Here is a 22,195-nt window from a genome sequence, read left to right as displayed (position 1 = left end):
ATGGTCAATTAAGGCCAGCGCCCGCAAACTCGCCGCGCCAACTGTCAACACTGTTTGACGGGCAGAAATCTACCGTTTATTCTCCTGCACGTGAACGCCCTTGGGCACACATAGACGACTGAGCTTTTGAGAGTCGTCAACCGATCCCCCAAGGATCGGTCAAAGCATTACCTCGCAACCCGGATGGGGATCATCGCCCCATCCAGACCTTGCGGTCAGGTGTGGCTGTGCTCCGTCCAAACATTGGAAATTTGGAGTCATCATGCAGCAACAACAAGCACCTGCTCAACGTGAGTTTTTCAACCTGCACGCTAACGGCATTGGGTATTTGCACCGTGTTCGTTGGGTAACGCCCGCTGGTCGTGGTCGTAAGGCTGAACCGTTTCTCGCTTGCGCCATCAGTGCGCTGCGTGGGGCAACGGATTCTCCCGACTACACATACTTCGATCTGCGCGTGTCCTCTGCCGAGGCCATTGACCTGATCGATAGTCTGCAAAAGGAAGTTGATGAGCGCCGCAAGGTGCTGATCTCTTTCCGTATTGCTGACCTCTACGCTCACTCTTACGAGCGAGATGCGCGAGATCAAGGCGGACGCCCCACCGGGCAGAAGGAACTGGCCGGTCTCATCAAGGGCCGTCTTATTCTGGTTAACTCCGTTAAGGTCGACGGTCAGCTCGTGTATCAACGTGCCGAGTCGAATGCGGATGCTGCTCAGTCGGGCAGTCAACCGCATGGCGATGAGGCGTTTCACGATGAACGTGCTGGCAACTCTGAACAGGGTGGCCAAAATGAGCAAGCGCATGGACCTGCAGCGCAGGAACGTGCACCGGCTCAAGCTCCACGTCAGCAACCTCAGTATCGTGCTCCTGTTCCGCAGGGCCGTACACCTTCGGCGCCTGCGCGCCAGCCAGCTCGCTCAGGCGGGTACGGCATTACGCCTGGCCATCAAAGGCAAGGCGGATATGCTGATCGACGCGAACATGATTACGCGTAATCAGCAGTAGCCACCCACCCCTGAATTGCGAAAGCAATTCAGGGCGTGATTTGTGGCCCGAATACCCTGGAATTGCGCTATGCTCTCAGCCTTTCCAAGTGTTTGCCGGTATCACTCAAACCGGATGCTAGGCAACTAGCGAAGCAGGTGAGCCTCTGAAACTTGCGCGCCCTACGGGCCGAGGCACTTATAGACCGTACACACTTCACTCGTTGACGCACACCTCGAACCGGTGTGTTCTGTCTCATTCCCAAAGGATCGGAAGTCCTTTGGCAATTCCAAACAGCACTCCACAGGCATATGCGTGTGGAGTGTTTTTCTTTCACCCACGCGGGCCTGGCCCCGCGTTGGACTGGTGCTCCGCAATCTGATGGAGCAAAAGCTTGATAAAGCTCGAAAACGTGACGTTGCGTGTCAAACAAATTCGAGGGGGCCGCTACGGCGATTTCTGCGTCGGGGAGCTATTCCACGAGTGCTGCGAACTCAAGGTCAAGGATTCACTCCTGGATCAGTTTGAAGAAGGCGAGTATCACGGTACTGTGTGGATCAGCCGAATCTTCCTGCATCAGTACATTGCGTTTGGAAAAGCCGTCACTGAGATGAGAGCAACGCTGCATGACATGCAGCTCGATAGCGCCTCTGACGCTCCTGTCGAGACCGAATTGGCCGAGCCCGACCCACTGCTTGAATCGCCATCCCTGACGTCTCAAACGCCTGTGTGGTCCGCTCCGCTGCCCGCGCCGAGTACCGAGTCGAAGACCGAGGGGTCCACGCGGTTGGGCGAACAGATGCGAGAGCGCATTGAGAGAATAAAGCGTAACCCTGGGCAACCAACCCAAGCAATTGCACAAGCGTCCTCAGTCGAAGATGTAGGTCAGGTCGATACGCCCGATCTTCCTGAAGTGCTCCGAGAATACTTGGATCAGATCCGCGGTCTTCAACCAGTGAAGCTCGATCCCACTGTCGATCGCTCGATGTTGCGAGAGCAGACCAAGGCCATCGGCCAACTGGGCTCCTATAAATTTGTGTTCCAAGATCAAACTTGGCATCCAAAGTAAAGCCCATCGCCCGCATCAGCGGGCTGATCCATATGCGTGAACGCGCGTATATGGATCAGCCTACTGCCTGGTAGCCAGGCAGCGGGAAGGTGGAAATAGGGTGGCTGCGACCTGATGCGCAGCGGCTTTGCGATAGTGCGTGTCCGGTGAAAGCCAAGCCGGCCTCGTGACCGCGCCGTTCCTTGGCTGTCTGAGCCCGTTGTGACAGCCGGCCAGCCTATAGGCGGCCTGGGTACTGTAATCTGGCAATGCCGGGAGCCCGATGGGTTCCCAGAGTGTCTGCAGCAATTGCGGATCTTCTGGGAAACCATCTGACCATCAATATGGTTTCGCGCACTTTGAGCCCTTGAAAAGTGCTGGCAGCAATGCCCTGGGCATCATTTTTCTATAACCCTCGCGGGCACAACTGTCCGCAAGGGCCGGCGTGCCCGCTCCTTATCGGGAGGAGTCTCCATGGGCACACCTTCCAGCCTTAAGCTCATTGCCTGGTCTGAGGACCAGCGCATGCAAATGCATGACGCCTATCGCAAGTTCGTGGCGATGTGTACCGAGCAGGACTACGAAGCACTGATGCGACTGCGCGAGCAGGTTGCACCAGGGCAGGTTTGTTCGATCGTGACGCTGATCAGTTCGTGCTATCAAAAGCCGGAGCTGCTTGACGGCATGCCGTCGAGCTTGGTTCAACTATTGAAAGAGCGGAATTTGCCGCCGCCGTCTGCTGACGCATCCTCTTTCTAAGAATAGGTAGCGCATCACGCGCATCCATTTCCTCGAAAAGATGCACTAGGTCCAGAGGCTCCTCATGACGAGGAGTCCCTGTTATTACTCTCAACTGGGGACGCTTTTCAGTCATCTGGAAAGTGTCTCACGTTTTCAACCTCTCTCAACCCCGGATGGGCCGTGTCCCATTCGGGCGCGCTCGTCCTTTTCCCCCATCAACAGGAGAAAAGACATGACGCAAATCGTTCAATCGCAAGCAACTACTGGTGTGACTTTCGGCGTTCTCGCTGCTCAATGTGGCGAGGTTCTGCCGATGCAGGTTCTGCGTAGTGGAGGCGGCTTCTACCTCGGTACTTGTACCGAGCGTGGCCCGTTCACTCGTGAATCTCTGGAGACTTGGAATACCCAAGCCAAGGCTGAAAAGGCCTGGGCGAAGGGTCACTGGTGCCAGAAGGACCACCTTTAAACCCGTGCCAGTCCCTGAGAAATCAGGGCTGGCATTTTCTTTCCCTATGGGGCTTTGGCCCCTATGGGCTGGAGTTCCCTGAGCCTAGTTTGGAGGACTCTATGTCCATTAGTGCAAATGAAGCTGCGTTCAAAGAGCTTCTCCTGTGGACTCAGAATGAGCCCGCGCATCGCTATGAGATCTACGACACGCGTATGGAGGTCACCTACCGGCTCTATATCGCGAAGGACGCTATTGCGAAGGCAACTGAGTTGAGCTCGACAGCCTTCCAGTGTCGTCTCATGGACCGCACCGTGGAGCAGATCCGGTATGTCAATGGCATATGGATGCATGAAGGCGGCAGCATGCTGTCGACCGTGCAGAGGCTGTTCGATCATGAGGCGCTCTTTCATATCATGCGTCGCCTAGAGATGCGTGCTGAGATTGACGAGCTGCAGTCGCCAGACGTAGAAGAAGTGATGGCGCTTGCCGATACCGTGGCATTTCGCCGCATTCAAGACTTACCCGCTCAGCAGTCTGCAGCGTCCGTCATCGCGGTGCATGCACGCTCTAACCCTCTCTACCGAGAAGCCTTGAAGCGCGCGTTGCCGCGCCTCGACATTTACGGAAAGGTTCAAGAGCTTACCGGCGTTGGCCTTGATCCAGACGAGATCCCGTTCTAAGCGGTACTGAAGTACCACCTCTTTAACCAAGCCAGCTCTCCACAAGGAGACTGGCTTTTCCATTTCTGGAGCCGCCCATGGCCTTAATGTTCTCGCGCCTGGCGCACAACTATGTCAAAAACGGCTACTACCCCACGGACGAGGAATCCATACGCCGGATCTCAAACCTGCTGCAGATGCCCGAGAAGGGGGGCATACGCATGTTTGACCCTTGCTGCGGCGAGGGCAGCGCGCTCGCCGATTTACGGCAGCTACTGACCGTCGATCGAGGGCGAATCGGCGGTGCCGAGGCCTTCGGCATCGAGCTCGACCGTGACAGAGCGCGTCATGCAAAGGGAATCCTCGACCGTGTGATTCATTCGGACGTGCACGATGTCGTGCTCAAGCCGAGAAGCATGGGCCTGCTGTTTCTAAATCCGCCTTATGGCTTCGGCGTAGCCGATCAATCAGCCCAGCGCTCGCTGTTAGCGGAGGCTGATAAGGCCGAGCGCCTGGAGCGAACCTTTCTTCGCAAAACTGTGCCATATCTCGCCTACGGCGGAGTGCTTGTCTACATCATTCCGCACTACGCGCTCGACGACGAAATACGCAGCTACCTGGTGCGCAACTTTGAGGATCTGCGGATCTTCATGGCGCCAGTGCAGCAGTTTCGACAATGCATAGTGATTGGCAAGCGCTGCCGGGCAACCCATGCCACCAAGGCGGCCCTGCAGCCACTGACTGAGGCCCAAGCCTCGGAAGAGGGCGCCCCTGTCATTCCAGACTCCTGGGAGTTGGAGCCATATGTCATTCCTGCGCTGCAGGTCGATCAGGAGTTCGACTTCCACGCTGTGCAGATCGATGCCGAGCAGCTCGGCGACGAGCTGGACAAGTATGAATCGAGTCTGCTTTGGAGCGGGCTTTCATCGCAGTTCAGCCAGGTCGGCGGCGCTTGTCGACCGCCGTTGCGCGATCTGACGCCATGGCACCTTGCGCTTGCCCTTGCGGCTGGCCAGGTGGTCGGAATGATCCACGGCGCCGGCGGCAGAACTCTCCTGATAAAGGGGGATACCTACAAACGCAAGGAGCGCAAGGTGTCCGTTGACTTTGACGAGAAAGGTCAAGCATCGCAGACCACGGTGATGCTGGACCGGTTCGTCCCCGTCATCAATGCCATCGAGTTCACCCCCGACCACCGGCTGGGTCGGATCGTCGCCATCGCATAGCTTTTCTTTAACCACTGCTGGCCTCGGCCGGCGAACCGCAACCCCCTGGGGACACTTTCCCAGGGAAGGTTGTCCTCGTTCATTCACTTGATTGGAGATGACCTTGAGAAATGCTGTGAAGCCAGCACAACCATCGCAGCGCTATGACACACCGCTGTTTCGACCGGGCCGATGCGTAGCAACGCTGGGCCTAGACAACCTAATTTGCCAGGGGACCATCAATCCCCACGAGCTCCTGCAGCGGCACATCTGTGGCGATCCAGGCGAGCTGGCCAACACGAAGTTGGTCATGTTTGCGCGTGACTTGGAAGCGGCGCGTGGCCAGCGACTATCTGCATTTCTTGTCAACAGCGAGTATGTATGGGTCGTGACAAGTGCTGACTGGTCGGTGACAAAGCTGATGCTTTCATGCGAATGGAGCGCTGAAGCACGCGCAGCGTAGTTCCTTACTGGAAGCACGCTGTAAATCTAACCACCCTTGGGGGCACTAGCCTCTAGGGCCGGTGGTCCCCGATTTTTTTAACGAGGACCATCATGCAAAAACAACCACCTACTACGGCGGCAGCTCCACTTTTTCAGTTGGGCCGCTGTGTGGCCACAGTTGGAGCCGACGATCTACTTCGTCGTCTCGCCCTCAATCCGTACGACTTGCTCTCTAGGCATGTGCGCGGGGATTGGGGGGACTTAGACGAGTCAGATAAGTCATTGAATCGACGGGCGCTTTTAGACAGAAGCCGTCTCATGTCTTCCTACTCGGTAGGCGATAAGAAGGTATGGGTCATAACCGACGCAGATTGGGCGGTCACGACCATTTTGCTGCCCTCGGAATATTGATGGCGAGCTCGATGAATACCTTCCAGCTGCTTGAACACATCCTCAGCCTCCATCTGCAGGGGCTGACGACGCAGGACGAGCTCATGCTCGAAGCGCTTGCAGAGTTGCCCTCCAAGATCCCCCACATCCTGGATGCGCTCAACAAGGCATGTGATGCATCAGCCAGTCTTGAGAACGTCATGCTTCATCTCGGGGAGCGCATGACGGAATCGGACCGGACGTTTCGCAACCTGGTTGCCCTCGATCTGTCACTGGCGCTTGGCCTGCTTGCTTCCAGCAGCAAGCCATGCATCAGTGATGGATTCTGATAGGACCCATTAAACCCACGAGAACCGGCTACAGCCGGTTTTCCCCAGCCTACCCATAGAGGTGAGCTGCGGAAAACCGTTTGACCTGTCAGAAACGGTTTTAAGGCGCGCTGAGCCATGAAGGCGCACCAGGTCGAGAGACCTTGGCATTTCTTCAACCACCCTTGCGGGCCTGTCCCGCAGGGGAGGGGCTCGCTCTATCCACTTGAACCAGGAGCGATCCATGAATACATCTTTTTCTAACAACATCCGTGATGGCCACCGTGGGAACACCGAGATTGATCTCGGCGACCGGCGCGTGCTCACCGTCTCAACACGTAAGTTGAATAGCTCCCTCGTCACATCGGCCTCTGTGTCATTGGTGGAGGGAGGTTTCAAGCGCTTTGTCATGGGCTTTGGCGGCGATGGCGATTTCAGCAAGACGCTCGTGGCTTCAAAGCCTAAGCGTGTGACTGAGAAGGTTGTCCGCGAACAGCATACGCAGGCGCTGACCCAGATCGAGGACCTCAAACTGCAGGTCGAGATGCACTACGACGCCTTGGAGAAACGCAAGGCGGCTGCCCATGCATGAGCTGGAGGAAGCAGCGCGGGATGTCGTTGACTCCTGGGAGTCGGGCGACCTTGCCGGTGCTGTCACGCAGCTCGGCAGGCTTCTCAACAACCAGGATCTGAATCGCGCTGAGTGCGCCGATGCAATCGCCCGTGCCAGGGAGATCCACGCCAATGACCAATGCGTCATCGATCCCTTGCCGCTGGTAGCGCCGGCGGAAGACGGTACCTACGTCGCCGCCTGGCTCTGGATACCGAATCCATAGTCTTTCATCCACCCACACGGGGCACGCCCCTTGTGGGCTGCTCCATAAAAGGAGCATTTCATGCAAAGAGCGCTTCACCGTATAGAGGGTTTCGCGGATCTATGGGCCGACGCTTGCCTGCGGAACGATGAGGGCGAGCTCATGTTTCTCTCGTTCTATGGGCGCGATGCTTCTGCCATGCAGTTCATCGCGGCTATGGAGCTGGGCAGGACTGAGCACGGAATCACGGATTTCACGTTGGTGAGCCCTGAAGGAACGCGTAACCATGTCCAGGTTGGATCTGCGGAGCGCCTGGGAAAGTTCACCGGCCGTCTACCGCGTCAGAACCTCTTTGGATCTTTGAACCATCTGTTCGTCTACGACAAACGCTTACAGGAGATCGACAAGCCCAACCGCATTGGCTGGGTGGTGTCCAATGTCGACGCCGGCATCGAGGAGAAGGTGTGGGCTCTGGTGAAAACCTTGGCTCCCATTGCGCTGCTCGATCACTGGCAAGGACCCTTGATTGCCTGGTGTCGAGAGAAGGGCGCTGTCCACGAGCTCGGGGGTGGCCTCTATCCGCGCATCGGAAATCTTCACGCGCTGCGTGTAAGTATTTCTGATCACTTCATTCGGCATGTAAGTGAGGGCGTTCGCAACCGCGTTCTCCTTCCTTAACTCCATCAAGGCCTCGCCAGAGGCCTTTCTCACCTTCATTCATCTAACCGTTGGGCGCGCACTCCTTTGTGGGGTGTGTGCTCATTTTTTTGGAGCAAACAATGAACGATTTGGCAATTGCTGAGCCCGCTGTGGCAGAGGCATCCACTACTGCGGCCGAGGCCGCCCCGGTGGTACAGGAAGTCGCTGATGAACTTGGCACGATCGAAGGCGCAGATTTTCTGGCCGAAGTGATTGATGAAACCCTGCCCCTTGGAGATTTCATACGCGAGTTTGGCCAAGTGTTAATTTCCACGCAAAACTGACCCGCGATTTCCATCTCAAACTGACCCACCCTTTGACTTGAGCCGCAAGGCTCAAGATGTGGATCAGGTTTTGTTTCTCTCCTTCTTCATGGACGGTTGTTGGACTGCACTGCTGTGCTTGAAGCGGTAGCTGTCGTTGCCTGTTTCCAGAATATGGCAGTGGTGGGTTAGGCGGTCCAGCAGAGCCGTGGTCATCTTGGCATCACCAAACACGCGGGCCCATTCGCTGAAGCTCAGGTTGGTGGTGATTACTACGCTGGTGCGTTCGTAAAGCGTCGAGAGTAGATGAAACAGTAGCGCACCGCCAGATGAGCTGAAGGGCAGATAGCCCAGCTCATCGAGTATCACCAGATCCGTATGCACCAGCCTGTGGGCGAGCTGTCCGGCTTTGCCTTGCACTTTCTCTTGCTCCAGCGCATTAACCAACTCAACAGTAGAGAAGAAGCGCACCCTTTGACGGTGGTGCTCAATGGCCTGAATACCCAGTGCTGTAGCAATGTGCGTCTTGCCCGTGCCAGGCCCACCGACAAGCACCACGTTGTTAGCCTTCTCGATGAACTCACAGCGATGAAGGCTGCGTACCAAGGCTTCATTGACTTCACTGTGTGCGAAGTCAAAGCCTGCCAGATCTCTGTAGACCGGGAACCTGGCGACCTTGAGTTGATAGGCAATGGAGCGCACTTCTCGCTCAGCACTCTCGGCCTTGAGCAGTTGCGACAGTATGGGGTGTGCTGCTTCAAATGCTGGTGAGCCTTGCTCTGCAAGTTCTGTCACGGCCTGGGCCATGCCAAACATCTTGAGTTGGCGCAGCATGATGATGATCGCAGCAATGGCGGGGTCATGACGCATGGCGCACCTGTCGGAGTTGGTCATAGCGCACGACGTTGGCTTGTGGCTCAACGATCAAGGCCAAGGCTTGGGGTGAATGGATGGGCTCAGGTTCCGGTGTTCCATCAATGAGGCGGTGCAAGATATTGATGATGTGGGTCTTGCGAGGTACGCCATCCTCCAGTGCCAACTCGACAGCGGCCAGGACGGCTTGCTCATCGTGCTGCAACACCAAGGCAAGAACTTCCACCATCTCGCGATCGCCGCCAGGTTGCTTCAGGAGCAAAGCTTGCAGTCGTTTGAATGCGTCTGGCAACTCGGCAAACGGCGCACCGTTGCGCAATGCGCCAGGCTTGCGCTGCAATACGGCCAGGTAATGGCGCCAGTCATAGACCGTACGCCCAGAACCTTGGTGATTGCGCTCAATGATGCGCGGGTGTTCACAGACGAACTGACCTTCGGCCACGACAACCAGACGGTCGGCATAAACCTGCAAGCTCACGGGCCTGTTGGCATAAGAGGCCGGCACGCTGTAGCGATTGCGCTCGAAGTGAACTAGGCAGGTGGGAGAGACTCGTTTGGCATGCTCGACAAAGCCGTCAAACGGCCGAGGCATGGGCATCAGGGTTGAGCGTTCTTGCTCCCACACATCAGCAAGTGAGCCAGGCAATTGGCCATGCGCAATCTCTTGCCATAACTGCTGACACCGTTGCTCTAGCCAATCGTTGAGGGCACTGAGTGTCGGAAACGCTGGTACAGATTGCCAGATACGATGGCGAGCGTCCCGAACATTCTTCTCGACCTGTCCCTTCTCCCATCCCGAGGCCGGATTGCAAAACTGTGCCTCGAACAGGAAATGGCTGGCCATAGCACTGAAGCGGGCGTTGACCTCTCTGAGCTTGCCACGGCCGACACGATCGACGGCTGTGCGCATGTTGTCGTAGATCCCCCGCCTAGGGACGCCTCCAAACACCGCAAAGGCACGGTTGTGGGCATCGAACAGCATCTCATGGGTTTGCAGGGGATAGGCCCGCAGATAGAAGGCTCGGCTGTGGCTGAGCTTGAAGTGAGCCACTTGCAGCTTGGTGCGTACACCCGCAATGACAGCCCAATCCTCGCTCCAATCAAACTGGAAGGCTTCTCCAGCGCCGAAGACCAGGGGCACAAAAACGCCTCGCCCTGATGTCTGCTCCACCGCATGACACTGAGCCTTCCATACTCTGGCAAAGGCAGCGACTCGGTTGTAGGAGCCGGTGTAGCCCAACGCCTGCAAGTCCAGAAACATCTGCTTGATCGTGCGCCGCTGCTTGCGAGAGCGGTTGACTTCTGTACGCAGCCAGCCTGACAGCTTGCTGGCGAAGGGGTCGAGCTTGGTGGCGATGGTGCGCTGTGCAAGTTGAGGTTGCACAACGTCGGAGCGCAAATACTTGCGGATGGTATTGCGAGAAAGCCCAGTTCTGCGGGCGATCTCTCGGATGGACAGGTGCTCACGCAGAGCCCAGCGCCGGATGACACTCAAAGTGGCCACGTCAATCACTCCTGGTCTCCTGCTGCACAAGAAAGCAGCAGGCTAGGGTTAATGCGTGGGTCAGATTGAGATGGAAAAACCGGGGGCTAGTGGGTCACTTCTGGGTGGAAATCAACAAATTTGCTTCAGAAATATCGAACAAGTAATAAAGAGCATCCGACTCCATCAGGCCCACATCGAATAGCCTACCATCCACAAAGCCGAGCTCAATATTCTCCATGATGCGTTGGCAATACCATTGCAACCAAGGCTCCGCCTGCAATGAGATTGCCTGTATGCCTTCTCGAAGATTGAGACCCGAGCCTCGCTTTACCAGAGTAGATAGGGTCGAAAGAAACATCGCGCCGCGATAGTTCCTGTAGACCCTGTAAACAATGAATTTTTCTGCCCATTGACGAGAACGGCCGCTCCAGCGAGTCAAGGACCAACTAAAGGCGATGCTAAGTATTAGTATCCCGATTGTTAAAGGAATGATATATGAGGCGAACACCCTTGAGAAATGTTCCAGATCAAAAGCATGTGGTCCGTAAAGTGTTTCCGGTACAAAGTCGAAGGTTGTTTTTATTTGCGGCCAGACAAAAGCAGGCACGCTTGTGAGAGTTGCCAGTACAACAATAATTGAGAATATTGCAACAGCAATGATTGAGAGAAACAGACTGCGAGCCTCATCAACTACTCTCACCAAGCGTGCAGCCTCTTTCAATGCATCCGGTACTGATCCAGTGCCTCCGTGGTTAGCTGCTGAAGCAATAATCAGCATGTCTGCATCGGGCAGCGTGCCTCGCCAAGTTGCGCCGATGTCTGTGCCAGTGTCCAGAAACTTGCTTGCCCAGTATTCGGAAAGCACTGCTCGCGGATGGGGGCGGAGCTTCTGCCAGCGGTTCTTTGGTGCGTAGCGTTGAGCATCCTTTACGAATATGTCGTGCATAAGGATTCGCCCATCGGAATCTGAAAGCACGTCAGCGAGATACTCGTAATAGTCGGCACGATGCCTTCTAAATTGTCGTGCTGCGCGTTTTAATGGCGAGAAAAACTCAAGGATGGATCGCATCACACAGCCTGCAGCTTCTTAATTGATTGATGATTCTTTGTGTGAACTGCAGCCATTTCTCGGCGTCTTTCTACTGTGACAAATGACATAAATCGAGGCTCGATCTCTCTAGGGTCAATTTCACCTTTGCTCATTTTGTAGATGGCACAGTCCATTGCAGATTTTCCAGTCATATCTGGATCGTCATATGGTGCGGTACGCGATGACGCCAGATACTGGCTCAGTTCAATTGTTTTGGCGTCGCGTATACATTCCAGGAAATAGTCATCTGGCTCAACCAACTCAGCGACGACGGTGCGGCCAAGTAAGCCATTCAATTCAGGCAAGCCATCACGCCGGCATTTATCGCATCCCTCGGGGTTTCTGACATATATCGTTTCTTGATCAATATCGTAGAGACGTTTTATGCGTGAGAAGTAATCCTCCCACTCCATTGCATTTTCACCTTGTAGGAGCTTTGTGGCCTTTAGCTTGCAGCCGGGGCAGTTTTTCGGAAGTAGTGCTTGATATCCCAAGAGCTTGAGATTTCCAGGGGTGGAAACGACATCGATGTCAATGCCAATACCTGGCGATATCAAGCGTGCTGGTATACCCATGCAATTACGAGCGTGGACAGTCGTATAGCAGTTCGTGCCCGATTCGATAGCATCTTGAAGCAGGGCGGCAGTTTGCTGGTCACGAATCTCACCGATGAATAGATCGTTAAGTGCGGTTCGCTTTAATGTTCTCTTCTTTGGCTTGAAAGGGTCGTCATCGCTTTCAAGGTCGCGACTCACCGTGTTCTGGTGAAAGTGACTGCCAGGCAAGATGTTTTCTCGCGGGTCTTCCACTGTCATCACTTTGCGCGTGCTTGGAACTCCACTGAGTAGTGTCGATATCGTTGTCGATTTGCCCGAGTCAACGACCCCCGAGAGGACGATTGCACCGCCCTCGGATCGCATGGCCCGCATCAGCATGGAGATCTGTGTGGGGAGGTAGCCAAGTTGCTCCAGCGTCAGCGGTTCTTTCTTGGCATTGATTGGCGTGATCCGCATGGTGATCTGCGGGCCTTCGTCACAGGCCATCGACGCCCAGCGCAGCATGAACTGTCCAAGCTCGGCCAGATCGATGAAGATCCGGCACTGGGATTCGACAGTGCCATTGAAAACGGGGTCTTTGACTCCCTTGGCAGTTTGGTACGCGACTCCAGCGATGGACAGAAGCGTTGCAGTTGGCAAGTGGAAGCGTGGTGGGGCCACGTACTTGCCCTCGATGGTGAACCGGACCTCGCTGCGTGTTTGGGCAGTGAAGATGTTCAGGTGAATGTCAGAGGCGCGGTTGGTTACGCCGTAACGCACCAGTTCCTCGAACGACTGGTAGTAGCCCGCTTTTGCCCTGTCGCCCAAAATGTTGCGAAGGCGCTCCCCCTGGGTCCCGTCGATGTGGCCACGCGAGACGGCATGGATGATGGTTTCGCTCTCGACCAGATAGACGTTGGCGCCTGGTGCGAGACGGTAGTTTTTGGACAGGAGGAGCTCGGTCGTAGCCCGTAGTTCTTGCGAGCTTCGGTGGCGGTTGCTCACGAGCAGAATGAACTGCTTGCTGTCTTTTCGTGTTTCGAGAGGACAGATGTGCTGGGCCAGACTTCCCGCCAGGTTGATGTCCTTGTCCTTCCCGAGTGGGCGATGGAAGCTCACTTCCTTGAGCAGCTCGGTCTCTGTCTTTATGACACGTTGACTGAGGACGAAAGTGGTCGCAGTCGGCGGAGCTGGGACTGTTGAACGTTGGCGTGAGAAGAATGGCCACTGCATCTTTGGTTCCTCAGCGGTCGCTGCAGAGCTTTTGCGGGAACTTGCTGTGCTGCAGTTCGATGCACCGTGCATCAATGCGCTTTGCTGTGTAGCCTGCCTTCGTCTCTGCAGGCGTAAAGGCGTAGATGCGACCGTCGATGGCGACCTCGGCCGTCCAACGGCCTGCGCGTCCATAGATGCCATTGAGGGTAAGAAGTGGGCGAGGCTCCGGCGGTGCTTCTACGGCTGGCTGCACAGTTGGTGCTGCTCCTTGTGGAGCCGCGGCTGCAGTAGTGGAGCCGCCCGTTTGGCCGAGCGCAGCCTCAACGGCTTTATCGGCTTCGAGTTGCAAGAGCTTCTTCACGGTTGGAGCAAAGCCATAGCCTGGCTGTGGCTGCGATGCGGCCGCAGCGAGATCCTGGGCGGCAGCGTGCATAGCGAAGCCAATCAGCGCGGCTGCAACGGCGGGCTTAGTTCTTTGCATAGATTTCTCCGGCCAAGGTGGCCGTCATGAGGCTTTTCTTGAGAGACGCTTCGCCGTTGGCCTGCCAGTCGTTGGGCAGTCGGGCAAAGTCAACCTTGAAAGAGGTCCACGCCACCGGTACCTCTGGAGTTATCAGCAGATCCACGCTGAGCAAGGGGCCGCTCAGGTTTGTCAACGCAGCTCTGTAGATGGCCAGCCCGAGCTCAGCAGGCATGGACACGGGCTCTCCGACCTTGTTGAGCGGTGCTGGAACTGCTTCAGGCTGGAATTGCCCAATGGTTTTTCCGCTGAAAGCGCGCAAGATCAGTTGCAAGGAACTAAGTCCACGTACTTGCTGGATGGCCAGTGGGGTCAGCTCATCGAAGTTGAGGCGACGTGCAGGCGCTGACACTTGCATAACGGCCTCTATTTCATCCACTGTGGAATAGCGGACGGTCCACTCGCGTGGACGCAAATGCTCGAAGTCTTCGTTGGTGGGGTCTAGACCCACATCTGCGGTGCGGTCGAATTTCAGGGTGCAACCCCAAGTGCTGCCAGCGCTTGGCTTACAGTCCGTCTCCTTTAGGCGCCACCCGGCGATGCTGGTGGGTAGTTTTTCGGTGGCTTCGCGCAATGCTCGTAGCGCTTCATGCCCGTAGGTGGACTTCTCCTGTGCATATGCTTGGAAGGCCTGAGTCCATGCTGTCTTGGGGTCCAGCTCATTGGCGTTGGCCAAGAGCTCTGCTTGGCGCCTTTGCTCCAGTTGCCAATAGTCCCAAGCACGTAATCCCCCGAGCAAAAGGATCGCGCCGGCTACGGTGTAGAGCACAGCTGGAGGGATGCTGGTGCCGACCTTGGCCAAGGCCTCACTGGCCTCGTTGCTGGCAGCTGCGCTTATGACCTGACTCAGCGTTACGGGCTGTACCTCTGGTGCGGGGTAAAGTAAATCTGGCTCATTCGTGAACAGTGAGATGGAAGAGGTGGCCAATCGCTCAAATGCAGCCAGCCGCGATCGAGCCGCTTCTTCGTCCGTCACCAGCGCGTCGAAGCCAGTCGCTGGTGCTCCGTCGATTGCGGCGCAAATCCAGATCCCTTGTGGGAGCTTGATGGCTGCAAACACATGGCCATTGGCGAAGGCGGCCACGCCGGTAGCCAAGGCGATGAGCTTTTCCCCCTGGTTGGACACTTTGAGTTTCGCGGTGCCCACGGTGGCTGGAGCTACCGTGCAGTAGTAGTCCGCCTTCCCCTTGCGGGCAAGTTGTTGTGCGTGCTTCTTGAGATTCACGGCTTGGACAGTCTGCTGCCAAGTCACGCCGATCACATAGCGCCGTTCGATGAGGTATGCACTCATGGTGGCCTCAGTTCATGAGCACAGGACGAACCACAACGAGGAATTCCTCACGTTCCAGGCTTTGCGCGTCAGAGCCGCCAGCGAGCAAACTCCAACCTTCAGCCAGACGGCGGCGGTTGTCTTTGGCTTTGTAGCGGGCCATGCCGGTGAGGACCATGACTTGGCCAGCTTTGAGCATGACCGTCGATTGATCGTCGATGCCTGACCTTTCGGGGTTTTGGACCCTTGAGATCGAAGTACCCTGGCCGGAGGTCGTCTCGGTCATCGCCACAAGGTTGGTCATGCTGATGCCGAATCTCAACTGCACTGAGCCGTTGTCCAAGATCGCGGGTTGGATCATGAAGCGATCGCCCGTAGTGACGTTGGCAGTCTTCATGCCCACCGAGCCCGATCCGGCTGCAGTAGAGGTCGATGGCAGCGTCTCAGACACGTAAGAACGGTCGTTGAGGTTGGTCTTGCGTGCCCATTGGCGGTTCATCGCCTGCATCTCTATGGGGCGATGCTGGATGTTGGTGCCATACTCGTTCAGCGCCTGGATCGCCGCTTGTGTGCCACCCCAGCGGGGCACCGTGCCGCTGCTTGGGCTGCCTCCGTTTGCCAGAGAGAGGATCGTCAACCCGATCTGGCCCGCCGTATCACCAACTAGCGAAGTGGGCGAGTCAATGGTTGCGCCCCACTTGGAGGTAAGCGAATTGAGCACCACGCCCCAGTTCACTCCCTTCTCGTCTCCGTCCTTTGTCGTGATGGAGTAGATGTCCATCTGTATGCGGACCTGGCGTGTCAGCGACTCGTTCTCGGACTTGACCACTTGGCGGATGCGCTGCATGGCTTCCTTGGTCGTCGTCACCGCGAACCTACCGGTACCCTGGTTGATAGCGATGGATGATCCGGGCACCGCAGCCACCATCTGCTGCAGGCTATTCATGAATGAATTGAAGATGTCCAGTGATCCAGCTTCGTCGATGCGGAAATTGGACTGGGAATTGCCAGTAGCGCCGGTGGTGCTGCTAGCACCCGATGTTGAGCCACCTTGCAAATTCATAGCAAAGTCCTTGCTTCCTTCAAGAGCGGCGATCTCGAAGGTTTCTGTGACGTAGCGCTCAATAATGATCACGCCATCGCGATACGCATAGGACAGTCCCAGCCTGGCTGTCACGAACTCAGTGATGCCGCGCGGCGTGTTGTTCTTCCAGTCCATCTCAACTGTGTCGAGCATGAGGTTTGGACCAGGGCGTATGGCCTCGACGCTCGGCTGGCCAGCAACGGCCAGAGGTGCAGGCATGCTCATTCCTGCAACTGTGGCGGTCGCGGGCTTGGCCGGCTGAGCGGTGCTTGGGCTAGAGGCGACTGCCGATGACGCGGGGCTGTATACGTCCTGCTTGATGCGAAACGGAACGCCAGTTATGCGAGACATGCGTTCGGCCCAAACCGTAAGGCTGACCTTGCCGCCAGTGCTTTTGTCTTCAAAGCTGATGAGCTTGAAGGTTTCATCGAAGATGGCGGGAAGGGAGTCTTCGGAACTGATCTCGATCATCTCGGAGCCGATCCACGGACGCGAAGCACGGCGCGCAACGATGGGCGAGAGCTGACGGGCGGCCGCTGCATTTGTGGCAGCCTTGTGGCCCTGTGTGGTCTCTTCTACGCGCAGGCTCCGATTCATGACACCTGCAGCCTCCAAGGAGCTGTCAATGTGGCCACGAACTTGCTGGGTGACTGCAGGCGAGACACATCCTGCGAGCAACAGAGCAGAAACGAGAGCAGAGGGTACGACACTGTGCTTTAGGTTGGCCAGAATCATTGGGTGCATTCCTTGTCTTGCTCGCCACGGCGGGTGATACGGGCCAAGGGCGGGTTATTTGGGTAGAAGCAGACATCAAGCGGGTATTCGCTCGCTTGAATGCCTGGTGACGACAGGGCGGCGGTCACGGCCTGCTCGAATGGCATTTCGTAGGTCTCGGGGCTTCCGATCACGACATGCTTGCGCGCATCCCAGCGCACGCGATAGCCGGCTTCTGCGGCCCAGCGTGTGAAGGCCTTGTTCAGCGTTACGTCCTGGAGCTTGAGCTCCCAGCGACGTGCAGGCTGTCCAGAGCCGTCAGTGAAGGAGGCTTTCCAGTGTTGGCGCGCCTGGTCCACCCACGAGCCAGAGCCTGGAACTGTGCTGGTTGTGAACAGTCCCTCAATCTGCGCGCGCGATGGTGCGCTTCCCTGTACCACTGCAGTGGCCACCGCTGTAGTCGGTGCGCTCGCTGCTACTGCTTCCAGCTTCGTGCCAGCAGCAGTTTCCGTGAGCTGAAGCTTGATCCCAGGGGGGAGTTGGCTGTTGACCGTCGAGATCAGATTGGCGACCGTGGAGCCACCTGCCTGTTTGACGGACACCTGAGTGTCCAGTGGTACTGGGCTGGTGAAGGGAACGCCCAGTCGATCTGCCAAGAGTTGAGCCAGGCCTTGCGCCTTGTCCTGCCATGTGACTTCGATTTCTGATTGCAGGAGCGTTGATTTGGCGCTGGTGCCTTCAGCTTCCTGTGCCATGGTCGGCCAGGCAGTAAGCGCAACAGCGACAGCTGCAACGCATCGTCCTAGGTGATGAAATTTCATTGCGTTCCTCATTTGCTTGCTCGGGCCATGGCGTCTGCCCAGGCAAACTCGCGGTACAAAGCGAGAACCATGGGGACGTAGGCTTGTGTTTCGCGGTACGGCGGAATGCCTTTGTGCTTACGCACGGCGCCAGGGCCGGCGTTGTATGCGGCGAGTGCCAGCTCCCAGTCTCTAAACTCGAACCACATCTTTCGCAGGTAAGCTGCGCCGGTGGCCAGCCCAAGCTCGGGCTGATACAAGTTGACCTTTGGGTCCCGCAAGCCTTCGCCACGGGCCGTATCTGGCATGACTTGAGTGAGACCGAGCGCACCTGCAGGCGATCTCGCACGCGAGTTGAATTGGCTCTCGATAGCCACGAGAGCCATTAGCAGCGCTGGTTCCAGTCCGTAGTGAACAGCGATCGCGCGAATGGCCGGCTCGTGCTGCCAATAGTTGCGGAGCAGTTGCTCACAGTGGGCAGACCTGGAATTTCCGCGAAGGCAGTCGTAGGTCGGGAGCTTTTTCGGCGGCAACTGGGCCAGGGACAGGCCAGGTGCAGCGACGAGGGTTGCTAATAGCAGATTGCGAGTGATGTGGGCTAGGCTAAACATCCGCGCCTCACAGCATCGAGAGGGCCAACAGCCCAATGAGCAAGGTTGTTGTGCCTTTCACGAGATAGTGCACTAGCTCGCTCGTGGCAACACGTCCCGAGGTGTAGCGACCGTAAAGGCCGCTGAAGGCACTGGCTGTGACAAGAAAGAAAAACGCGCCGCTTCCTGCAAGCAGCATTTGCTTGAGGCTGGGCATCTGCATCCCGGAGCCCTGCAGGAAGCCTTGCTGCATTGCTGCCGAGACTTCCATGCATGCACCGGTGGCGTCTCGCGGGCAGCTGCTACCCCCCAACCCGGTGCCACCGTTGCCACCCGTGCTTCCAGAGCCGTTTCCGAGCGGGTTGGTGTTGCCTGGGTTGGTAGGTCGTCCATTGGCCATCCTGTCGGCCATGTCGCATATAGATGTGCCATTGCTGTCGGCAAAGCCACGGCAAGACCCCGAGTTAATCATTCGCTGGCAGTTGCCGATGCCAAGCTGCACGCAAGCGAGCACCAGATTCCCGTCAACGGCGCGCCCATCAAAAGTGCCCGAGCCAATCAATTGGCGGACCACGCCGGAACGCATGGCGTCGGCGGTCAGTTGCGACCAAGCATCGATCTGAGCCTGCAGGGGCAGTTGGCGATACTGTTCAGGTGTCACTCCTGCATACTTGGCGATGTTTGTCCTATTCATCTGCAGGACGCCATAGCAGCAGCTGCCGTTGAATGCGCTGGTGTTGCCGCCCGATTCGACGTTGATAGCAAGGTTGGCCACAGCCTGCGCGTTCTGCTTTAGCCAGGCACTCGCATTTGGCGAGTTTTGAATGGCTTGGGTAATGTCTGAAGAGCTGACGATGGCGGCCAAAGCCACGGCTGGCAATAGCCACACAAGCTTGGATAGTCGCGGGAAAATGCGGCAGCTCATGACTAGCTCAGGCGCATAGCGCGATTGCATGCGGGAATGACTTTGCCGAACTGCCATGCCCGGAATCGAATCGTCAGGGCTGGCTGGGTCTGCTCTATGCGGTACTCGACACGGTTCTGTGATCGGTCGGTATTGGCGTACAACATGCAGTAGCCGGGGAGTTCAATGGCGCGCAGTCCAGGCCGAGGCGGCCAAGCGATGACACGCATGGTGCAGACGCTGTAGATGTCCATGGCTGCCGCGCCATTTGGTGCATCCAGGCAAAGTGTGTTGCCCGCAGCGGCGAACATGCTGAAGATGACTTTGCCCTCAGCGGTTGCGGTGTCACCCAGCAGCGCGAACGCAGGCATGCGCTTTCCTGCGCTGCCCAGTCGTGGAGCGGAAAGCTCTGTTGCCCAAACTGTCTTGAGGATCTCCCGGTCCACCGCTGTACCCGTGGACGAAAACACCGAGCTGTCGAAGACGACTTCTCGCATGGTCTCCCAGGACTGCGCGTGAGAGCTTGTCGCCATGGCAATGGCAAGCGCAGGGAATAGGGCAGAAATGAGGGGGCGAACGGAGGCGGGCGCGATCATCGTTGGTCCGCCTTCAAACGACCGCCACGCTCCAACTCCTCCATGAATTGCTCGGGCGGTGTGGCGCCAACCAAGCGCTTGCCGCTTGCCAGCACCACGGTGGGCGTGTTGTTCATGCCATAGCGCTCACCGAGCTTGAGGATCTCGACCAAACCATCGGTGTTGCACGACTCGGGCAATTGCGGCCGTGCGCCGTCCATGATGGCTTTCCACACGCCGGCACGGTCGCGTGAGCACCAGGCCATCCGTGCAAGAGATTGGCTTCGCCGATCAGTGATAGGGAAGATGAAGCGATAGATCGTCACGTTGTCGATCTGGTCGACGAACTTTGTGAAGACTCGGCAGATGGGGCAGAACGGGTCTTCGAAGAGCGCCATCACACGGCTTCCATCTCCGTGCACTTCCTTAATCGCGTGCTGCAGGGGAAGCTTGTTGAATGGAATGACCATCCTCTTGTCTTGTTGCAAGGCGGTCAGGTCTGTTTTGCTCTTCAAATCCATCAACGAGCCGTCCACAAAACTGTAACGACCCGTTTCATTCACATAGAATATCTCCCCTTCGGAAATCACCTCATAAATGTTGGTGAGCGGAGTTGTATTGATTTGCTCTACACGCACCGCTCCGTTCGTGTTTGCGTTGACGCCGGCCTTGATCTGCGCCGCAACCTTCTCTGATACGTCTGCAGCTATTGCTCCAGCCGTCAGGCCAACGAACAAAGCCGCGGCTGCGGCAAGCCTGCCTATCACTATGCGAGGCATTGCTTTGATATGTGATTGCTTTTGCATGGACCGCACTTTAGGGAGCGGTCGGCGTTGCCTCCAGCGGAAACCGTGCGTTACATACATCACGGTTTCCGCTTGACATATCAATTCCGAATTGATCTATATTTGAACTGTCGAGGTGTGTGTCTCGCCAGCCAAAGAAGGCGCCGATGAGGCGGCTTCTTCGTGCGGGCATTCACACGGGTAGATGAATGAATAATTTGCTAGTTGCCGGCACGATGGATGTTCCCGCCGGCTGGGATTTCCGTTTTGGAGATTTTCTAACCGATCTATTTTTTCAAGAGGGCCTTGCAGAAAGCACTCTTCAGGTCCTCCAGATCCAGTTGCGAGCTTTCAACGCATGGCTGTTGGAAGCGACCGGTCGCTCGTGGGAACATGCTTCGGTCGACGACCTGCAGGTATTCCTACTTAGCTGGAAAGACACCAGATCTGTTTCGGCACTACGCCTCAAACAATGGATGCTGCAGCGGTTGTACCGCTGGGCGAAAGAGTCCGGCATCGTGGACCTTGGCGTTCACCGCGCACTGCTACCACTTCGCGGGGGCTTGCGTCGCCCGCGTCGCCCACCATCCAGTAACGCGATCGCTAAGCTGATGGAGCTACCGGACACGAAAACGGCCAAAGGCATGCGAGATCGTGCAGCTTTGGAGCTCCTTTATGGATCCGGGCTACGTGCAGGAGAGCTGCTGAACATTACGCTCGATCAGGTCCCCGCCAGCGGCAAGCCCTTGCAGATATGGGGGAAGGGGAGCAAAGAGCGCTTGGTTGTCGTTGGAGAACATGCCAGGTATTGGATTGCGCAGTACAAAACGGCACGACAAGTGATCCTTGCAGCCGGAGGCCATGGCAAAAGATCCACATCCAAACTGTTCGTTAGTAGCGGACGCTATCCAGACTATCGCTACTACCAGTTGCGCAGAATGGTCAGCCGGTACGGTCGCGAATGCGGCCTTCGGTTGACACCCCACGCATTGCGACACGCCTTTGCGTCGCATCTGTACCAGGGAAAGGCGTCTCTGCACACTATCCAGCTACTGCTGGGCCATGAGCATCAAGAGACGACTGCGCACTATGTCTCTATCTTGCATGAGGATATCCGGGCCATGGCGGATCAGCATCATCCACGCAGCGCGAATTTCGAGCGCTATGTGCGTTGGTAATCTTGTACCGTTGAGGCTGAATCGGTAGCATTGCTGCATTTTCTACGCGATTGAGCTTTTGAGAGTAACTGCCGCTTTGTCTGCGCATCAGCCGGCCTAGTGCCATTCTGCATTGCTCCATTAGATCGGTGCAAAGACTCCTAATCCAACCCGGACAGGGAGCTATGTCTCCTTGTCCGGTGTTGTTTGCGCGCAGTAACGACACGATTCCTCGTCCATTTCCGAGGAAATCCATGAGCTAGATCTTTGCGCAAAGGGAGTGCGTGTTTTCTCACACAAGAACACGTCTGACCAAGAGATCCCAGTCTTCGATATCAAAGTGACCGGGATGCTTCAGCTGTTTGCTGGGCTGACTGCGCAGCAGGTATGCATCGTGATCCTAGCCCTCCATGCAGAGCTAACCACGCAAGAACGCCTGGCTCGCATGAAGGCACCGCTTCAGTCGGGCGAGACGCTCACTATCGGCTCCTTATTTCAGGGCGGAGGGGTACGCTGGTATGCACTGCGTTGGGCATTAGTACCTCCACCTGCGGTAGTCAGCAGTGGTTAAGCCGCTGGCATTCGTGTCAACA

The 22,195-nt window shown here is 56.7% G+C and carries 24 protein-coding genes; 12 read left to right on the top strand and 12 right to left on the bottom strand.

Going from position 1 to position 22,195, the window contains the following annotated elements; translation table 11 throughout:
* Positions 1-262: 262 nt before the first annotated feature.
* From MPZ60_RS12885 to MPZ60_RS12835, 11 genes are all read left to right on the top strand, one after another.
* Positions 263-994, top strand: coding sequence for a DUF3577 domain-containing protein (locus MPZ60_RS12885; RefSeq protein WP_080731525.1), 732 nt, complete (start codon positions 263-265; stop codon positions 992-994).
* A gap of 383 nt (positions 995-1,377) precedes the next feature.
* Positions 1,378-2,052, top strand: coding sequence for a DUF3275 family protein (locus MPZ60_RS12880; protein WP_034359694.1), 675 nt, complete (start codon positions 1,378-1,380; stop codon positions 2,050-2,052).
* A gap of 453 nt (positions 2,053-2,505) precedes the next feature.
* The gene (locus tag MPZ60_RS12875) at positions 2,506-2,790 is read left to right on the top strand and encodes a hypothetical protein (protein WP_003054979.1); all 285 of its coding nucleotides are present in this window, start codon (positions 2,506-2,508) and stop codon (positions 2,788-2,790) included.
* Between the two features lie 214 nt (positions 2,791-3,004).
* Complete coding sequence (locus MPZ60_RS12870) at positions 3,005-3,238, top strand: hypothetical protein (protein ID WP_034359692.1); 234 nt, start codon at positions 3,005-3,007, stop codon at positions 3,236-3,238.
* A gap of 101 nt (positions 3,239-3,339) precedes the next feature.
* A complete protein-coding gene (locus MPZ60_RS12865) occupies positions 3,340-3,900 on the top strand; it encodes a hypothetical protein (protein ID WP_019042160.1) in 561 nt (186 codons plus the stop codon).
* 77 nt (positions 3,901-3,977) lie between these two features.
* Positions 3,978-5,105, top strand: coding sequence for a DUF6094 domain-containing protein (locus tag MPZ60_RS12860; protein WP_019042159.1), 1,128 nt, complete (start codon positions 3,978-3,980; stop codon positions 5,103-5,105).
* Positions 5,106-5,950: 845 nt separating this feature from the next.
* Entirely contained in the window at positions 5,951-6,247 is a 297-nt protein-coding gene (locus tag MPZ60_RS12855; protein WP_230629851.1) for a hypothetical protein, read from the top strand.
* Positions 6,248-6,470: 223 nt separating this feature from the next.
* A complete protein-coding gene (locus MPZ60_RS12850) occupies positions 6,471-6,818 on the top strand; it encodes a hypothetical protein (RefSeq protein ID WP_029158312.1) in 348 nt (115 codons plus the stop codon).
* The gene (locus MPZ60_RS12845; RefSeq protein WP_019042155.1) at positions 6,811-7,062 is read left to right on the top strand and encodes a hypothetical protein; all 252 of its coding nucleotides are present in this window, start codon (positions 6,811-6,813) and stop codon (positions 7,060-7,062) included. The genes MPZ60_RS12850 and MPZ60_RS12845 overlap by 8 nt, the downstream gene beginning before the upstream one ends.
* A gap of 141 nt (positions 7,063-7,203) precedes the next feature.
* A complete protein-coding gene (locus tag MPZ60_RS12840; RefSeq protein WP_231879660.1) occupies positions 7,204-7,719 on the top strand; it encodes a hypothetical protein in 516 nt (171 codons plus the stop codon).
* Between the two features lie 101 nt (positions 7,720-7,820).
* On the top strand, positions 7,821-8,024 hold the full coding sequence (locus tag MPZ60_RS12835; RefSeq protein ID WP_034359689.1) for a hypothetical protein: 204 nt from the start codon (positions 7,821-7,823) through the stop codon (positions 8,022-8,024).
* Positions 8,025-8,087: 63 nt separating this feature from the next.
* Here the strand turns inward: MPZ60_RS12835 and istB are convergent, their stop codons facing one another.
* The 12 genes from istB to MPZ60_RS12775 all read right to left on the bottom strand — a co-directional run bounded on the left by istB (position 8,088) and on the right by MPZ60_RS12775 (position 20,439).
* A complete protein-coding gene (gene istB, locus MPZ60_RS12830; RefSeq protein ID WP_034359664.1) occupies positions 8,088-8,873 on the bottom strand; it encodes an IS21-like element helper ATPase IstB in 786 nt (261 codons plus the stop codon).
* Positions 8,863-10,389 (bottom strand): IS21 family transposase, encoded by a 1,527-nt coding sequence (gene istA, locus MPZ60_RS12825; RefSeq protein WP_034410946.1) that lies wholly within the window; start codon positions 10,387-10,389, stop codon positions 8,863-8,865. Before istA ends, istB begins: the two co-directional genes overlap by 11 nt.
* An 85-nt stretch (positions 10,390-10,474) precedes the next feature.
* Entirely contained in the window at positions 10,475-11,431 is a 957-nt protein-coding gene (locus MPZ60_RS12820; protein WP_242607124.1) for a general secretion pathway protein, read from the bottom strand.
* Complete coding sequence (locus MPZ60_RS12815) at positions 11,431-13,221, bottom strand: ATPase, T2SS/T4P/T4SS family (RefSeq protein ID WP_019042147.1); 1,791 nt, start codon at positions 13,219-13,221, stop codon at positions 11,431-11,433. The genes MPZ60_RS12820 and MPZ60_RS12815 overlap by 1 nt, the downstream gene beginning before the upstream one ends.
* A gap of 10 nt (positions 13,222-13,231) precedes the next feature.
* Positions 13,232-13,684, bottom strand: a complete 453-nt coding sequence (locus MPZ60_RS12810; RefSeq protein WP_029158309.1) for a hypothetical protein — start codon at positions 13,682-13,684, stop codon at positions 13,232-13,234.
* On the bottom strand, positions 13,671-15,014 hold the full coding sequence (gene pilO2, locus MPZ60_RS12805) for a type 4b pilus protein PilO2 (protein ID WP_019042145.1): 1,344 nt from the start codon (positions 15,012-15,014) through the stop codon (positions 13,671-13,673). The genes MPZ60_RS12810 and pilO2 overlap by 14 nt, the downstream gene beginning before the upstream one ends.
* A gap of 7 nt (positions 15,015-15,021) precedes the next feature.
* The gene (locus MPZ60_RS12800; protein ID WP_019042144.1) at positions 15,022-16,812 is read right to left on the bottom strand and encodes a hypothetical protein; all 1,791 of its coding nucleotides are present in this window, start codon (positions 16,810-16,812) and stop codon (positions 15,022-15,024) included.
* Complete coding sequence (locus MPZ60_RS12795; RefSeq protein ID WP_019042143.1) at positions 16,809-17,546, bottom strand: TcpQ domain-containing protein; 738 nt, start codon at positions 17,544-17,546, stop codon at positions 16,809-16,811. Before MPZ60_RS12795 ends, MPZ60_RS12800 begins: the two co-directional genes overlap by 4 nt.
* 74 nt (positions 17,547-17,620) lie before the next feature.
* Positions 17,621-18,202, bottom strand: coding sequence for a lytic transglycosylase domain-containing protein (locus tag MPZ60_RS12790; protein ID WP_019042142.1), 582 nt, complete (start codon positions 18,200-18,202; stop codon positions 17,621-17,623).
* 7 nt (positions 18,203-18,209) lie between these two features.
* Positions 18,210-19,106 carry a hypothetical protein gene (locus MPZ60_RS12785; protein ID WP_019042141.1) on the bottom strand — a complete coding sequence of 299 codons (897 nt, stop codon included), beginning with the start codon at positions 19,104-19,106 and terminating at the stop codon, positions 18,210-18,212.
* 2 nt (positions 19,107-19,108) lie between these two features.
* Positions 19,109-19,618 carry a hypothetical protein gene (locus MPZ60_RS12780; RefSeq protein ID WP_242608300.1) on the bottom strand — a complete coding sequence of 170 codons (510 nt, stop codon included), beginning with the start codon at positions 19,616-19,618 and terminating at the stop codon, positions 19,109-19,111.
* Positions 19,619-19,677: 59 nt separating this feature from the next.
* The gene (locus MPZ60_RS12775; protein ID WP_057092291.1) at positions 19,678-20,439 is read right to left on the bottom strand and encodes a DsbC family protein; all 762 of its coding nucleotides are present in this window, start codon (positions 20,437-20,439) and stop codon (positions 19,678-19,680) included.
* Positions 20,440-20,654: 215 nt separating this feature from the next.
* On the opposite strand from MPZ60_RS12775, the gene MPZ60_RS12770 reads away from it, so the two are divergent.
* Entirely contained in the window at positions 20,655-21,623 is a 969-nt protein-coding gene (locus tag MPZ60_RS12770; protein ID WP_231879659.1) for a tyrosine-type recombinase/integrase, read from the top strand.
* Positions 21,624-22,195: the final 572 nt, after the last annotated feature.

Source organism: Comamonas sp. 7D-2 (genome assembly GCF_022749555.1).
Taxonomy (GTDB): domain Bacteria; phylum Pseudomonadota; class Gammaproteobacteria; order Burkholderiales; family Burkholderiaceae_C; genus Comamonas; species Comamonas thiooxydans.
The sequence above is the reverse complement of the archived record's forward strand: the minus strand, read 5'-3'. Positions and strand labels throughout refer to the sequence as shown.